At 49.1% G+C, this 16,364-nt stretch carries 11 protein-coding genes; 2 read left to right on the forward strand and 9 right to left on the reverse strand.

Translation table 11 applies throughout. The features are described from left to right. Positions 1-10: 10 nt before the first annotated feature. From HDCHBGLK_RS03905 to HDCHBGLK_RS03935, 7 genes are all read right to left on the reverse strand, one after another. Positions 11-232 (reverse strand): FeoA family protein, encoded by a 222-nt coding sequence (locus HDCHBGLK_RS03905; protein ID WP_004606386.1) that lies wholly within the window; start codon positions 230-232, stop codon positions 11-13. A gap of 15 nt (positions 233-247) precedes the next feature. Continuing rightward, on the reverse strand, positions 248-460 hold the full coding sequence (locus HDCHBGLK_RS03910; RefSeq protein ID WP_004606387.1) for a FeoA family protein: 213 nt from the start codon (positions 458-460) through the stop codon (positions 248-250). Between the two features lie 167 nt (positions 461-627). Beyond that, the gene (locus HDCHBGLK_RS03915; protein WP_004606388.1) at positions 628-1,596 is read right to left on the reverse strand and encodes an amidohydrolase family protein; all 969 of its coding nucleotides are present in this window, start codon (positions 1,594-1,596) and stop codon (positions 628-630) included. Between the two features lies 1 nt (position 1,597). Then, positions 1,598-2,629, reverse strand: a complete 1,032-nt coding sequence (locus HDCHBGLK_RS03920; RefSeq protein ID WP_004606389.1) for a Gfo/Idh/MocA family protein — start codon at positions 2,627-2,629, stop codon at positions 1,598-1,600. Positions 2,630-2,654: 25 nt separating this feature from the next. After that, positions 2,655-3,497 carry a carbohydrate ABC transporter permease gene (locus tag HDCHBGLK_RS03925; RefSeq protein WP_004606390.1) on the reverse strand — a complete coding sequence of 281 codons (843 nt, stop codon included), beginning with the start codon at positions 3,495-3,497 and terminating at the stop codon, positions 2,655-2,657. Then, positions 3,494-4,399, reverse strand: coding sequence for a carbohydrate ABC transporter permease (locus tag HDCHBGLK_RS03930; protein WP_004606391.1), 906 nt, complete (start codon positions 4,397-4,399; stop codon positions 3,494-3,496). The genes HDCHBGLK_RS03925 and HDCHBGLK_RS03930 overlap by 4 nt, the downstream gene beginning before the upstream one ends. 27 nt (positions 4,400-4,426) lie before the next feature. Beyond that, positions 4,427-5,770, reverse strand: coding sequence for an ABC transporter substrate-binding protein (locus tag HDCHBGLK_RS03935; RefSeq protein ID WP_004606392.1), 1,344 nt, complete (start codon positions 5,768-5,770; stop codon positions 4,427-4,429). Positions 5,771-6,040: 270 nt separating this feature from the next. Here HDCHBGLK_RS03935 and HDCHBGLK_RS03940 point away from each other — a divergent pair, with 270 nt between their 5' ends. Continuing rightward, positions 6,041-6,787, forward strand: coding sequence for a response regulator transcription factor (locus HDCHBGLK_RS03940; RefSeq protein ID WP_004606393.1), 747 nt, complete (start codon positions 6,041-6,043; stop codon positions 6,785-6,787). Beyond that, positions 6,784-8,496, forward strand: a complete 1,713-nt coding sequence (locus tag HDCHBGLK_RS03945; RefSeq protein WP_004606394.1) for a sensor histidine kinase — start codon at positions 6,784-6,786, stop codon at positions 8,494-8,496. The genes HDCHBGLK_RS03940 and HDCHBGLK_RS03945 overlap by 4 nt, the downstream gene beginning before the upstream one ends. Positions 8,497-8,646: 150 nt before the next feature. On the opposite strand, the gene rpoC is transcribed toward HDCHBGLK_RS03945, so the two are convergent. Beyond that, positions 8,647-12,279 carry a DNA-directed RNA polymerase subunit beta' gene (gene rpoC / locus HDCHBGLK_RS03950; RefSeq protein ID WP_004606395.1) on the reverse strand — a complete coding sequence of 1,211 codons (3,633 nt, stop codon included), beginning with the start codon at positions 12,277-12,279 and terminating at the stop codon, positions 8,647-8,649. A 14-nt stretch (positions 12,280-12,293) separates the two neighbouring features. Continuing rightward, positions 12,294-16,169 carry a DNA-directed RNA polymerase subunit beta gene (gene rpoB / locus HDCHBGLK_RS03955; protein WP_004606396.1) on the reverse strand — a complete coding sequence of 1,292 codons (3,876 nt, stop codon included), beginning with the start codon at positions 16,167-16,169 and terminating at the stop codon, positions 12,294-12,296. Positions 16,170-16,364 lie beyond the last annotated feature (195 nt).

Consider the following 16,364-nt stretch of genomic DNA (forward strand, 5'->3'; position numbering starts at 1 on the left):
TGTAATCTCTTTACTGTACTTCGATCATCAGAGCATCCGCTTTCCTTAAAGAAAGTTCATACCCCCGCACCGTCACCTCTACCGGGTCTCCCAGAGGCGCTACCTTTCTGACGAATACCTGGGTTCCCTTAGTAATGCCCATATCCATGATTCTGCGTTTTACCGCTCCTTCGCCGTGCAGTTTTACGACTGATACGCTCTGGTTGCATTTAATGTCTTTCAATGTCCGCATCCTTACCGCTTCCTCCTATATCATGATCTTATTCGCAATCCCTTTGCTGACTGCGACTCTGGAGTCTTTCACCTGGACAATGATGTTCCCCTCATTGCTTGATACGACTCTCACTTCCTCGCCTGTTACAAACCCCAGATTCTCAAGGAACCGCTTTACATCATCCCGTCCCTTGATCCGCTTGATTTCAGCCGTCTCTCCAGAATTCAGCATTGTCAGTGGCATCATGATCACTCCTCATCTATATTGATTTTGATTATCATTTACATTGGTATTATATGTCAATTGAGAGCCGTTGTCAATAGTGCATTTTATAATCTTGTTGGAATATTCACGGAAAAGCAAGGGGAAGAAGCATAAAAACGCTTCTTCCCCTTGCTTTTGAGGTAAATATATTACGAAATAAATTTTAAGAAATTGTCATGATAAATCTTCTTAAGGATCTCCGCCGACAGGCCCAGCCCATGCATCAGGCGTTCTTTGCCTTCCGTAAAATAATAGCCGTCGGGATAAAGGATATAGTCCCCTTTCTCTTCCAGAAAGCGGGTTGTCAACTCAAGCCTTGACCGGCTTTCTTCTATTGATAAGGGAATCGGCTCCTCGTAGATCAAAGACCTTGCGCCGATGTCCGTTCCAAAGCAGATCCGATTCTGGTACTTTGCGAAAAAGGCCTTCGCTTCCTTTTCCTGGTCGGAAAGGTTGAAGTATAACTCTATTCCAGGCGTTACATCCGTATGTACATTCGGATACTGGTCTAACATAGCGGCCAGCCTTCCTAAGTCTTTTGACAGGAAGAAGAAATGCGGAAACAGGATGCGAAGCCGTGGATGCCTCTTCAACACTTCCTGCATCTGCCTGTACTGCTCCTGATTATTTACATAGGTTTCGTCGTAAAACCATCCGGCTTTCCTGGCATATTCGGACACTTTGCTCTCATCCCAGAATTCTTCCGGGTCGTTCACATGCATGTATACCGGAATCTGTCGCTTCTCCAACACGTCCCAATATTCCTCCCAGATCTCGTCGTCAAAATCCGGAACAGGGTATTCCTTGCGTACGTTGGGCTTTCCCTCCAGCATCTTGATGCCATCGCAGCCCATTGTCATGAGACGGTCGATCTCGCCGGGAAGCGCTTCCGCCATCCGCCCCGGGGACAGGGAGAATATCCTTCTGTCCAGCCCTCCGAATATGTATACCGGCACGCTGCTTTGTCGCTTGAATGAGAAAGCATCCTCTTCCACCGGAATCTTTCCGCCTTTTGGAATGCACTGAAGCGCCACGCCGCTTAAGCCGTAAGCCTCAATTATGTACTGGAGCCTCTCAGCCTCCAAACTTTCTGCATAGTGAATGTGTCCATCAATCATCTTAGTATTCCACCTCTACTGGAAGGCCTGTATCTGCGGATTCGTGGATAGCAATGATCGCCAGCGCCGTCTTTCTCGCGTCTTCCAGCGTCACCCGGAACTCCCTGCCGTCTACCAGACGGTCCACGAAATCACGGATGCTTTCATAAGACAGTCCCTTGCAGCGGTCGAATACCATATTGGATACAAGTATATCCGGCACGCTTGCCTTCTCTTCTGTCACCTCTTCAATCAGATTGTGGCTGGAAAGATCCAGGCTGATCATGCCTTCCGTGCACATGACGCTGCAGCGGAAATCATTAATATTGCGGTTGCCGTTGGGCGTCACCCACCCGTTTTCCATATGGGCCACTCCGCCCTTCTCAAATTCAATGGTCGTCAGATAGATGTCCGGGGTATCCACGCCTAATTCCTTTAATATGCCTTCTTTTTTCACAGAATACACCCTTTTAACCTCGTCGTCAAACAGCCATCTGAGGGAATCCAGGCTGTGGCTTCCTAAGAACCACAGGATAGAAGATTTGGAGGCCCATGACAGCATGTCTGTGGCCACCCACTTTACGTCGCTGTGACGGATATAGGCAGTATATGGCGTCCCCAGCTTGCCGGAGGAGATTTCCTGCTTTGCCGTATTAAACGGGGGATTCCAGCGGTTGTGCAGATCCACCATGCAGCGCACCTGGTTTCTGTTGACCGCCTCGCAGATCCTTGCGATATCTTCCTTCGTGGTTGCCAGCGGCTTCTCGATCAGTATATTCTTTTTTGCGTCTGCCATGGCCACCGCGATATCCGCATGGGCAAAGTCAGGGGTAACGATCGCAACCGCGTCCACTTCCTCATCCGCCGCCAGGTCATGGTAGTCCGTATATACTTTGCGGATGCCATATTTGTCGGCTATGGCCCGCGCTCTTTCTTCATTCATGTCGCAGATGGCCACCGGATCCGCAAACAGATGCTCCGCATAGATGGAGGCATGTGTCTCGCCCCAGGTTCCGGCACCTACGATGCCCATTCTAATCTGTTTCATTTCCATGATTATTCATCCTCTTTTCTTTCCATTATTGTTTCACTGCTCCGGCAGTCATTCCGCCCACCAGATGCTTCTGAAGCGCCAGGAACAATATGACTACAGGTATCGTGATCAGAACCGCCCCGGCCATAAGCGTTCCCCAGTTGGTAGCGTACTGCCCCTGGAAACTGGCAATTCCGATTGGCAGCGTCCAGTTCTCATAACTCTTCATAAATGTGCTTGCAAACAGGTACTCATTCCATCCAGTGATGAAAGAGAACAGCCCCGTGGCTACCAGCCCCGGAATGGTAAGGGGCATGACCACGGTAGCGAAGCACCGGAATCTTCCGGCACCGTCTACCTTTGCCGCCTCCTCAAGGGATACCGGTATGGAATCGAAGAACCCCTTCATCATCCAGGTACAGAATGGTACAGAGAATGTAGCGTAAGCCATGACCAGTCCCATCCTGGTATCCAGAAGCTGCATGTTGCCCATGATAATATAAAGCGGTATGATCAGCAGCGATCCCGGAAGCACCTGGGTTGTCAGTATGATGTAGGAAAGCGCGTTCCTGCCCCGGAACCGGAATCTTGAGATTCCGTAGCCTCCCAAAGCAGCGATTACCATGGAAAACAGCGTGGTAAGCAACGATACGATGACACTGTTCACCGTCCACTGCATGAAGTCGAATGTGGTGGACTTGGTGGTGAGCATCTCTTTATAGCCGTTAGCCGTCGGATTCTTCGGTATGAAGCTTGGCGTGCTGCTGTACACTTCCTGCGCCGGCTTGAAGGAGGTGGATATCATCCATATAAATGGAAATAGCGCAAATATGCATACGAGGATCACCAGGATTACCGTTATTATTTTTCTGCCGTTTTTCTTTTTCATGCCTCATCCTCCCCTCGATTCACAACCTTGAAATAGAAGAATGTAAATACCAGCGATACCAGCAGCATGAGCATTCCTGCGGCAGCGGCCTTACCAAAGTCAAAGTACTTAAATCCGGTCTGCTGCACATAGATCGTCAACAATTCCGTCGCCCTTGACGGCCCGCCCTTGGTCAATACATAGGCGATCGCATAGTCCTTGATCGTCCAGATGATCAGCAGCAGGAATACGATGGTAGATACTGACTTGATGGATGGAACCGTAATGTAGCGTATCTTCTGGAACGTGGTCGCCCCGTCAATATCTGCCGCCTCATACAGGTCTGAAGAGACGCTTTGCATGCCCGCCAGGAGCATGATCGCCACGAAGGGGAATCCCTTCCATATGTTGACAACCATTGCTGCTGGCAAGGCAACCGAGACATCCTGCAGATATGCGATGTTCTTCGACAGGATTCCCGCATTGTTCAGCAGGAAATTAATGATTCCATAGTCCTGGTCGTACATCAGAATCCAGACCAGGCATGCTACGACTTCCGGAACGGCCCATGGGATGATGATCAGCGCCCTGGCAAGTCCTCTTCCAAGAAATTTGGTATTCAAAAGCAATGCCGTTATGAATCCCAGTACATATCTTCCCAGCACGGTCACCACGATATAGATCAGCGTTACCTTTACGGAATTGAAGAAATAATCATCCCCCAGCACTGCATGATAGTTCTTTAGGCCCACAAAATAATTTCCGGCTGAGGACGGTTTCGCTATGTAATAATACTGGAAGCTCATGATCGCCGCCTTTACGATGGGAACGATGAGAAATACCAGGATGATCAGAAGCAGCGGTACCAGAAAGGCATAGGGCTCCATTTTCTTTTTCATTTTTCTCTTTTTACTTATGTTCATCTATGGACCACTCCCTGTGTAGTTTTCTTATTCCTGCCTGCTCATTACTTCCTCGATCTGCTTCTGCGCATTATCCATCTCGGTCTGTACGTCTGCCGCCTGCTCTGAGAACATCTTCTGCGCCGCATCCAGCATTACCTGGGAGATCTCTCCTAACTGGGCAATGTTCGGGTCTGCGATCAGTTCTGCATAATTATTCTGCATGAAGCCTACGATGGCATATTCCAGCTCGTGATTCTTGATGTACTCGTCGCTGGTAGAGTAATCGGTGTTGCTTGGGATCATTCCACAGTCCGCGATCAGCGCCTGAGCCTCGTCCGTAGTCATCCACTCCAGGAATGCGTATGCTTCATCCGGATGCTCGCAGTTCTTGCTGATCATGGTTACCAGCGGATAGTTGGTCGGATTTGGCTTATAGGTTTCTCCCTCATATGCCACATCAAATTGTGGAATGATTCCGATATCATCCATCAGGGACTCATCTCTTTCCTTGGACATTCCCACGAACCATGGGCCATCCATGTTGAACGGAACTTCGCCGTTCCAGAACATCTCTCTGGAATCCTTCTTATCGGTTACCAGCTTCGCAGCCTTGTCCTTCAGTATGAAGTCCTGCCACCACTGGGCTGCCCATACGTTTTCAGGCGCATTGACATTGACATTATCCGCCGTATATGGCTCTGACTCTCCGTTCGGGAAGTACAGTCCGCCGGATACCGGCCTTGCGATCAGACGGCTCCACTCGCTTACGGTAAACGCGTGAGTTCCGGACACGACGCCCATGGCGTACTTGCCGTCTTTCGTGAACTTTGCGCATGCCTTACGGAAATCTTCCTGTGTCTTGATGGACTCTGGATCGATTCCTGCATCCTCAAGCATGGATTTGCGGTAGAAGATGCCTGTGGTTCCCCATGCATAACTGGAGATCGCCAGCGTTTCTCCATTCACGTCGCACATATCTTGTCCTACCAGCTTTCCCTTCAATTCATCGCTCATGTAGTCTGACAGATCGATGAATGTGCCATCCTCCCTGATGGCATGATAGGTGGAGATGTTCTCCGGATATACCTGGATCATGTCGCTTTCGTTGTTCGCCAGGATCTCTGTCGTGATATTGTCCCAATATCCGTCATATCCTGCGCCTAAGATCTCGATCTCAACGTCCGGGTTTTTCTTGTTGTAAGCCTCCAGCAATGCATCGATCGCCTTCTGGTGTGGCTCCTCTACATACACGGATGTGGAAAATGTAAGTTTGATCTTCCCGTCGTTCTTGGCCTCCCCTTTATCTTCCTTTTTGCTGCCGCATGCAGATAATCCTGCAACCATAGCAACGCACAGCAGCACCGAGAGTAACCGCATTCTTTTTTTCATAACCTTTCCTCCTCTTTTCTAATAGGTTTCCTCTGATTAAAATTATATAAATTTCTACTTTTATATAAAATGTAAATTCCTCAGTTTAAGTGTGTTATTTTATGAGTTTTTTACATTTTATCTGATAAATGCATTTTCCCAGCCTCATCGTTTGATATTTTCTTAACATTTCCGCATATCTATTGCAAATCTCCCTCAATCATGTATACTTAGACATGCGTAAGCACGCCCGCCTCGTAGAGGCATGCATTACGGAAAGGAGGAGTTTTAGTGTACAAAGTAATTATAATCGATGATGAGCCTTGGACAATTGTAGATATTGAGCAGACATTTGCACTAGATGATATGGGATTTGAGATTATTGACTCCTTCCGTACGCCGCAAAAAGCGCTGCCCGCAATCGTGGCAAAGAAGCCGGATCTTGTCATTACCGACATCCGGATGCCGGGCATGACGGGGCTGGAACTGATGCAGAAGGTCAGGCAGCAGCATATCAGCTGCGAATTCATCGTCGTCAGCGGATACAGCGATTTCTCCTACGCCAAGGAAGCGATTGCCTATGGAGTCGCCGGATATTGCCTGAAGCCTCTGAACCCCGACGAGACGGCCCTGTGCCTGAAAAGAGTCCGGGAATCCCTGGATAAGCGCGGCGCTGTCCCGGGACTTCCTACCTACATTGACAATAATTTCGAGAAAATATTGAACTATATGAACACTCATTTTTCGGAAAAAATAACCTTGAAATCTTTGGCCGCGGAGTTTGATATGAATCCCAATTACTGCTGCTCCCTATTCGCCAAATACTTGGACAAGACCTTCTCCCAGCATTTGACGCAGCTGCGGATAAACGAGGCCCAGTCTCTCCTTAGGAACAGTTCCTATTCCCTGGAGCAGGTAGCCTCCCTGGTTGGCTATAGCGACTACTTCTACTTCAGCAAAGTCTTTAAAAAGCAGTGCACCTACTCCCCCAAGGAATACCGCAAACTATTCTCAGCCACAAAGGAGAGCAGCCAATGAAAAAATCCTTATCAAGCCAGTTTGTCGCCATTCTTCTGATCCCGCTCATCCTGATGCTGGCAACCAATTACTATATTATCACAGAGATCCGAAGGGATCAGAGCCAGAGCCTGAAACGCTATTGCAGCACTACTCTCGACAACATCGAGATCAATATTGCCTCTATGGCAACCAGCATGAAGAAGACCTCCACCATGTTCTCTTCCAAGCAGGAGACCCAGTCCTATCTTCAAAGCGCCTCCAGGGACACCCATCAGCTGCAGCGTCAGTCTTTCTCTGACTTGATCGGCATGTCCCAATCCTACACGCCGGATCTTGTGGACATCATCGTATGGGATAAGAATTCGCCAACCAGCATGATCAGCTATATTCCCGCCGACATGGAGAACTTTACCGTAGAGCGTTTTCGCAACTCTGCCATGAACAAGCAGAGTTACTTTGAGTTCTATATACAGCCTGCCACCCGCGAGCCTTTCCTGATGTATTTCAGCCCCGTTTTTATGACCACATTTTCGGAGGATTTTGGAAAATATATCGGGAACATCGCGATCATCTGCAAGACGGAGACCCTGAGCAAGCTGGTGAACTCTACCTTCGACATGCAGCTGCAGATCAAGGATGAGACAAGCAAGAGAATCTTATATTCCAATAATTATTCCCTGCCAGCGCCGGAAGCATCCAATCCAAAGATTTACGAAGAGACGCTTCGCATTCCCAATAGCAATTTGTCTGTGGACGGCACGGTATACCAAAGCCAGGTCAGCCTCCTCAATGACAGCAGGTCTGGCCCCCTTATACTGTTCGCGCTGCTGTCTCTATTCTACCTGGCCTATATTGCCTTTGCCGTGCACCACATTATAATCAGGCCTATCCATAAACTGAATCAGGAAATTGAATCCATTGACTATGAGCATGACAAGCCGCAGATACGCACTTCGCTCAAGAATGAGATCGGCTCCATCGCCTCCCATGTAAATGCGCTGCTAGAGAGGGTTTTCTCTCTCAACCAGCACAATATAGCCTCCCAGGCAAGGCTGTATGAGATGGAGCTGAGCAAAAAGCAGACGCAGCTCTATGCCTATCAGAGCCAGATTAATCCACATTTCCTCTACAACATGCTCCAGTGTATGAGAGGTATCTCCCTGATGCACGGAATCCAGGAGGTCGCCCAGATCTGCACCAACATGGCAGACCTGTTCCGCTATTCTATTAAGGGGGCATTTCTGGTATACCTGGAAGACGAGCTGAGTATTGTAGACAAATATCTCTATATGATCCGGGTGCGTTTTCAGGATAAGATCACTTACAGCCTGGAGATTGCCGAGGATACGAAAAAGTGCAAGATACCCAAGATGATTCTGCAGCCATTGGTGGAGAACTCCATCTTCCATGGCCTGGAATCCATCGAAGATAATGGCTTCATTTATATACGGACCTTCCGGGAGGGAGACGGCCTGTTCATTACCATCCAGGATAATGGCATCGGGTTTGACGAAGCCACATTAAAGGAACTGGAAGAACTGCTGTCCCAGGATATTCCCAGCGACATCAATGCCACCTTCAACGAAGCCAAAGGCCTCGGCATCATCAATATCCACAATAAGATCCGCCTATATGAAGGGACAGAATATGGAATCAGCATTCTAAGCAGGCCGTCTGATACCCTGGTCACCATCCGCCTGAATGCCAGGCAGCCAGATGACTCCTGATATTACAAAAGCCTCCAGGCAGTTCCTTAATCCAACTGCCTGGAGGCATAATATTTCCCTATATAGCCCAGCGCCTTATCCTATCCATCGTTCTCAGTTTTATCTTAACGTACAGGTCTTAATTGTTACATCCAGGGCCTTCTATCGTCTTTATTCTTCTACTGTTTCGAGTTCTTCTTCTACTTCTACTTCCTCAATGTCCTCATCAAGAACGATGTCGTCATCCAGGGATAACTCCGTATCCAGCTTGATGTCACGGTATTTTCTCATGCCGGTACCAGCCGGTATATGCTTACCAATGATGACGTTCTCTTTCAGGCCAATCAGCGGGTCAACCTTGCCCTTGATCGCTGCTTCCGTAAGAACCTTGGTGGTCTCCTGGAAGGATGCGGCTGACAAGAAGGAGTTGGTTGCCAGAGATGCCTTAGTAATACCAAGCATGATCTGCTCTCCAGCTGCGGGCTCTTTCCCCTCTTTTTCAAGTTCATTATTTACATCTTCGAAGATCAGCCTGTCAACGTTCGTTCCCGGCAGGAACTCTGTATCTCCGGCTTCCTCGATGCGAACCTTCTTCAGCATCTGGCGCACGATAACCTCGATATGCTTATCATTGATCTCAACACCTTGCAGACGGTATACGCGCTGTACTTCCTGGATCATGTAATCCTGTACCGCACGCAGTCCCTTGATCTTAAGGATGTCATGCGGATTAACGCTACCTTCGGTCAACTCGTCGCCGGCTTCCAGTTCCGCGCCGTCCTGAACCTTGATCCTGGAACCATAAGGAATCAGATATGCCTTAGATTCGCCCGTCTCATGGTTGGTTACAATAATTTCGCGCTTCTTCTTCGTATCATTAATATTGGCCGTTCCCGCAAACTCTGTGATAATCGCAAGTCCCTTCGGCTTTCTTGCCTCAAACAACTCTTCGACACGAGGAAGACCCTGTGTGATGTCGTCACCGGCAACGCCTCCGGTATGGAACGTACGCATGGTCAGCTGGGTACCCGGCTCTCCGATAGACTGGGCAGCAATGATGCCGACAGCCTCTCCCACCTGTACCGGCTCTCCGGTCGCCATATTGGCTCCGTAGCACTTCGCGCAGACGCCGCTGTGGGATCTGCAGGTGAGGATGGTACGGATCTTGATCTTGGTCAATGGCTGGCCCTTTTCATCCACGCCCTTCTTCATAATGAGTTCCGCGCGCTTCGGCGTAACCATATGGTTTGCCTTCACCAGAACGTTTCCATCCTTATCAACGATATTCTCGCACAGGTAGCGTCCTGTAATACGCTCCTGCAGGCTTTCAATCTCTTCATTTCCATCCATGAACGCCTTTACATACATTCCAGGAATTTCGGCTCCCTTTTCTACGCAGTCTACTTCATGGATGATCAGTTCCTGGGATACGTCAACCAGACGCCTGGTCAGGTATCCGGAATCGGCTGTACGCAGGGCCGTATCTGACAGACCTTTACGGGCTCCGTGGGCAGACATAAAGTACTCCAATACGTCAAGTCCTTCACGGAAGTTAGACTTGATCGGCAATTCAATGGTACGTCCCGTTGTATCCGCCATGAGTCCACGCATTCCGGCAAGCTGCTTGATCTGCTTATCAGAGCCACGAGCTCCGGAATCGGCCATCATAAAGATGTTGTTATATTTATCAAGACCGGACAGCAGCGCCTCGGTAAGGGCATCGTCCGTCGCTTTCCAGGTCTCTACGACCTCCTTATAACGCTCTTCCTCCGTAATCAGGCCACGCTTAAAGTTCTTCGTAATCTTATCCACCGTATCCTGCGCCTGCTGGATCATCTCCGGCTTCTGCGGAGGCACGGTCATATCGGAAATAGATACGGTCATGGCTGCTCTTGTAGAATACTTGTATCCAATGGCCTTTACCGCATCCAGCACTTCTGCCGTCGCTGTAGAGCCATGGGTATTGATAACTTTTTCAAGGATCTGCTTTAACTGTTTCTTGCCTACATGGAAATCGACTTCCAGAAGAAGCTTGTTCTCTTCTACTTCACGGTCTACAAATCCAAGATCCTGCGGAATGATCTCATTAAAAATGAATCTTCCCAGCGTAGACTCGATGGTTCCTGACACTTCTTCTCCGTCCGGCATAACCTTTGATACGCGCACCTTAATGCGTGAATGCAGGGTGATCGCCTCGTTCTCATAAGCAAGGATTGCTTCATTCACACTCTTGAATGCTTTTCCTTCTCCCTTTGCGCCAGGCCTTTCCTGCGTCAGATAATAGATTCCAAGCACCATATCCTGTGAAGGAACGGCAACCGGTCCGCCGTCTGACGGCTTCAGAAGGTTGTTCGGTGACAGAAGCAAGAAGCGGCACTCTGCCTGAGCCTCTACGGAAAGCGGAAGATGGACCGCCATCTGGTCTCCGTCAAAGTCGGCATTGTAGGCCGTACATACCAATGGATGCAGCTTGATAGCCTTGCCTTCTACCAGGATCGGCTCAAATGCCTGGATTCCCAGCCTGTGGAGCGTAGGGGCACGGTTCAGCATAACCGGATGCTCCTTGATCACGTCTTCCAGAACATCCCATACTTCCGGCTGGAGTCTCTCTACCATCTTCTTGGCATTCTTAATATTGTGGGCGGTTCCATTCTGAACCAGTTCTTTCATAACGAATGGCTTAAACAGCTCGATCGCCATCTCTTTTGGAAGCCCGCACTGGTAGATCTTAAGTTCCGGCCCTACGACGATAACGGAACGTCCGGAATAGTCAACACGCTTTCCAAGCAGGTTCTGACGGAAACGTCCGGACTTCCCTTTCAGCATATCTGACAGTGACTTAAGCGCCCGGTTGCCAGGTCCGGTAACCGGACGGCCGCGGCGGCCGTTGTCGATCAGCGCGTCCACCGCCTCCTGCAGCATTCTCTTCTCGTTTCTTACGATAATGTCCGGAGCGCCTAATTCCAGCAGGCGTTTCAGACGATTGTTCCTGTTGATGATCCTTCTATACAGGTCATTCAAGTCAGACGTCGCGAAACGTCCGCCGTCAAGCTGTACCATTGGACGCAGATCCGGCGGAATTACCGGGATTGCCGTCATGATCATCCATTCAGGCTTGTTGCCTGACTCGCGGAAGGCTTCCACGACTTCCAGACGCTTCACGATTCTCGCGCGCTTCTGTCCGGTCGCTCCTTTAAGCCCTTCCTGCAATTCTGTATATTCTTTATCCAGGTCGATGGATTCCAGAAGTTCCTTAATGGACTCGGCACCCATTCCTACACGGAAAGAACTGCCCCATGCTTCTCTGGCCTCCTGGTATTCCTGCTCGGATAACACCTGCTTATACTGAAGGTCTGTCTTGCCCTTATCCAATACGATATAGGACGCGAAATACAATACCTTCTCCAAGGTTCTCGGAGAAAGATCCAGGATCAGTCCCATACGGCTTGGAATTCCCTTGAAGTACCAGATATGCGATACCGGAGCCGCAAGAGCAATATGCCCCATACGCTCACGTCTCACGCTTGCTTTTGTGACTTCAACGCCGCAGCGGTCGCAGACTACGCCTTTATAGCGTATCTTCTTATACTTTCCGCAATGGCACTCCCAGTCTTTGCTAGGCCCGAATATCTTCTCGCAGAATAATCCGTCCTTTTCCGGCTTCAGGGTTCTATAGTTAATCGTCTCAGGCTTCGTGACTTCTCCTCTGGACCACTCCAAAATCTTCTCAGGTGATGCCAAACCGATCTTGATCGCATCAAAAGTCATTGGCTGATATGATTGTTCCTTATTGTTTTCTGGCATACTGGCACCCCTTCCTATTCTTCATCTGACAAATCATCTAATTCAAAATTATCATCATCAGTTTCTTCAAACTCAATCTCGAAGTCGTCCTCTTCCGGCTCTTCTTCCACATCCACAAGTTCTTCCCCCTGGAATTCCTGTTCCGTGTAGCCTTTTGCCCCCAGGTCGTCTTCCTGATGATATTTTCTGTCTCCCTCTATCAGCGAGCGAAAATCTGTCTCTCCCATGTCGACAGTCTCCATGATCTCTACTTCCGTATTATCATCTCTGAGCACGCGCACATCCAGTCCCAATGACTGCAGTTCCTTCAACAGTACCTTGAAGGATTCCGGGATTCCCGGCTCCGGTATATTCTCGCCCTTGATGATAGCTTCATAAGTCTTTACACGTCCGATGACGTCGTCAGACTTCACAGTCAGGATCTCCTGCAGCGTGTAGGATGCTCCATACGCCTCCAGAGCCCAAACTTCCATCTCTCCGAAACGCTGTCCGCCAAACTGGGCCTTTCCTCCTAACGGCTGCTGCGTTACCAGAGAATATGGTCCTGTGGAACGCGCGTGAATCTTATCATCAACCAGATGATGCAGTTTCAGGTAGTGCATGTGTCCGATGGTAACCGGGCTGTCGAAATACTCGCCGGTACGTCCATCGCGCAGACGAACCTTGCCGTCTCTGGATATCGGAACGCCCTTCCACAGTTTTCTGTGCTCTCTATTGTCAGACAGATACTGAAGCACTTCCGGAAGCAGTTCTTCCTTATGTTTTGCCTCAAACTCTTCCCAGCTTAAGTTGACATAATCATTTGCAAGGTCAAGCGTATCCATAATATCATTCTCATCCGCCCCGTCAAATACAGGCGTGGCAATGTTAAATCCTAATGCTTTGGCAGCCAGTGACAGATGGATCTCCAATACCTGCCCGATATTCATACGGGAAGGCACGCCAAGAGGGTTCAGCACGATATCTAACGGACGTCCGTTCGGCAGGAACGGCATATCCTCAACCGGAAGCACACGGGATACTACACCCTTGTTACCGTGACGTCCTGCCATTTTATCGCCGACAGAGATCTTTCTCTTCTGGGCGATATAGATTCGTACTGCCTGGTTCACTCCCGGAGACAGTTCATCTCCATTATCTCTCGTAAATACCTTTGCATCTACGACAATACCATACTCTCCATGGGGCACCTTCAGGGATGTATCCCTTACTTCGCGCGCCTTCTCGCCGAAGATTGCGCGAAGCAGCCTCTCTTCTGCAGTCAGTTCGGTCTCTCCCTTAGGAGTTACCTTTCCTACCAGGATATCGCCGGCACGCACCTCTGCGCCGATACGGATGATTCCTCTCTCATCCAGGTTCTTAAGGGCATCATCGCCCACTCCCGGAATATCGCGGGTAATCTCTTCTGGTCCCAGCTTGGTATCACGGGCCTCTGCCTCATATTCCTCGATATGCACGGAAGTATAGACATCTTCCTGCACCAGTCTCTCGCTTAACAGGACGGCATCCTCATAATTGTAGCCCTCCCAAGTCATGAAGCCGATCAGCGGGTTCTTTCCAAGAGCCATCTCTCCATTGGAAGTAGACGGACCGTCTGCGATCACGTCCCCTGCCTCAACCCGGTCGCCTTTGAATACGATCGGCCTCTGGTTGTAGCAGTTGCTCTGGTTGCTTCGAAGGAACTTGATCAACTTATATCTCTTCAGATTGCCGTCATCCTGACGGATCGTAATCTCGGTGGACGTAGAGCGCTCTACTACGCCGCCAGTTTCCGCGATCACGCATACGCCGGAATCAACCGCAGACTTTTCTTCCATACCGGTCCCCACTACAGGAGCCTCCGTCATAAGAAGCGGCACTGCCTGACGCTGCATGTTGGATCCCATCAGCGCACGGTTGGCATCGTCATTTTCCAGGAAAGGAATCAGCGCCGTAGCCACTGAGAATACCATCTTCGGAGAAACGTCCATATAGTCGAACATTCTTCTCTCATATTCCTGGGTCTCATCACGGTAGCGGCCAGATACGTTCTTATGGATAAAATGTCCTTCCGCATCCAGAGGCTCGTTGGCCTGTGCCACGTGGTAATTGTCTTCCTCATCGGCAGTCATGTATACGACTTCTTCTGTAACTACAGGATTGGCCGGATCGTCATGGTTGATCTTGCGGTATGGCGCCTCGATAAAGCCATACTGGTTAATCCTTGCATAGGTGGCAAGGGAGTTGATAAGACCGATGTTCGGGCCTTCAGGCGTCTCGATCGGGCACATTCTTCCATAATGAGAATAATGTACGTCACGCACCTCGAATCCGGCCCGGTCTCTTGACAGACCGCCAGGACCCAGGGCAGACAGACGTCTCTTATGGGTCAACTCGCCAAGCGGGTTATTCTGATCCATGAACTGTGACAGCTGGGAAGAGCCGAAGAACTCTTTTACAGCAGCCGTCACAGGCTTGATGTTGATCAGCGACTGCGGAGAGATGCCTTCCAGATCCTGGGTCGTCATCCTCTCCCGTACCACTCTTTCCAGTCTGGAAAGACCGATTCTGTACTGATTCTGTAATAATTCTCCTACGGAGCGAATACGTCTGTTACCAAGGTGGTCGATATCGTCATCATTGCCAAGCCCATATTCCAGATGAATATTATAGTTAATGGACGCCAGGATATCCTCTTTCGTAATATGCTTAGGAATCAGGTCATGGATGTCTCTCTTGATCGCATCCTTTAATTCGTCAATATCGCCGGCAGTCTCTTCCAGGATGCCAGCAAGAACCGGGTAGTATACCAACTCGGTAACCCCTACTTCCTTCGGGTCAACGTCTACAATGGAGGTAATGTCAACCATCATATTGGAAAGGACTTTGATATTTCTCTCTTCATCCTCTCTTTCAATCCACACATATGGAACTGCCGCGTTCTGGATCTGGTCTGCCAGTTCCCTGGTCACCTTCGTGCCAGCCTCGGCAATCACCTCTCCTGTCAGAGGGCTTGCAACGTCTTGTGCAAGGATCTGGCCTGTAATACGGTTCTTAAGCGCCAGTTTCTTATTAAATTTATATCTTCCTACTTTCGCGAGGTCATAACGTCTAGGATCGAAGAACATGCTGGTAATCAGGCTCTCTGCACTGTCTACCGCCAAAGGCTCGCCCGGGCGGATCTTCTTATAGAGTTCCAGAAGACCTTCCTGATAATTGGTTGCGGCATCCTTCTCAAAACTTGCGATAATCTTCGGCTCTTCGCCAAAAAGTTCCACAATCTCCGGATTCGTGCCAAATCCCATAGCACGGATCAATACAGTAATCGGCACCTTCCTTGTTCTATCTACACGTACATAAAAAACGTCATTGGAATCCGTCTCATATTCCAGCCATGCTCCCCGGTTCGGAATCACAGTCGATGAATACAGTTTCTTACCTACCTTATCATGCGCGATCGCATAGTAAATGCCCGGCGAACGAACCAATTGGCTTACGATTACACGCTCTGCCCCGTTAATTACGAAAGTACCGGTGCTGGTCATCAGCGGCAGGTCGCCCATGAATATTTCATGCTCATTGATTTCGTCTGTTTCTTTGTTGTGAAGTCTTACTCTTACCTTAAGTGGCGCAGCGTAAGTCGCATCACGTTCTTTACACTCTTCAATCGTGTACTTCACGTCATCCTCGCACAAAGTAAAATCAACAAATTCCAGGCTTAAGTGACCACTGTAGTCAGCAATCGGGGAAATATCATCAAATACTTCTTTTAACCCCTCATCCAGAAACCACTGGTAAGAGTCCTTCTGGACCTCAATCAGGTTCGGCATCTGAAGAACTTCTTTTTGTCTGGAATAACTCATGCGTGAACTTTTTCCGCTTTTGATGGGACGAATTCTGTTTTTCTCCATATTGACGTTTCACTCCTCATATATTTTTTGGTTGGGCTACGAGATGCCCATAACAAATTGCCTAAATCACCGGAAACAGCCCCTAAGAGCCGATCCCCTGCGATATCATGGCATAAGTTTCCACAATAGCGCATTTTTTACTATATCACATAGAATTCGGGCTTGTCAACAGCTAATATAAATTTCCCTTCCTTT

Source organism: [Clostridium] scindens ATCC 35704 (assembly GCF_004295125.1).
Taxonomy (GTDB): domain Bacteria; phylum Bacillota; class Clostridia; order Lachnospirales; family Lachnospiraceae; genus Clostridium_AP; species Clostridium_AP scindens.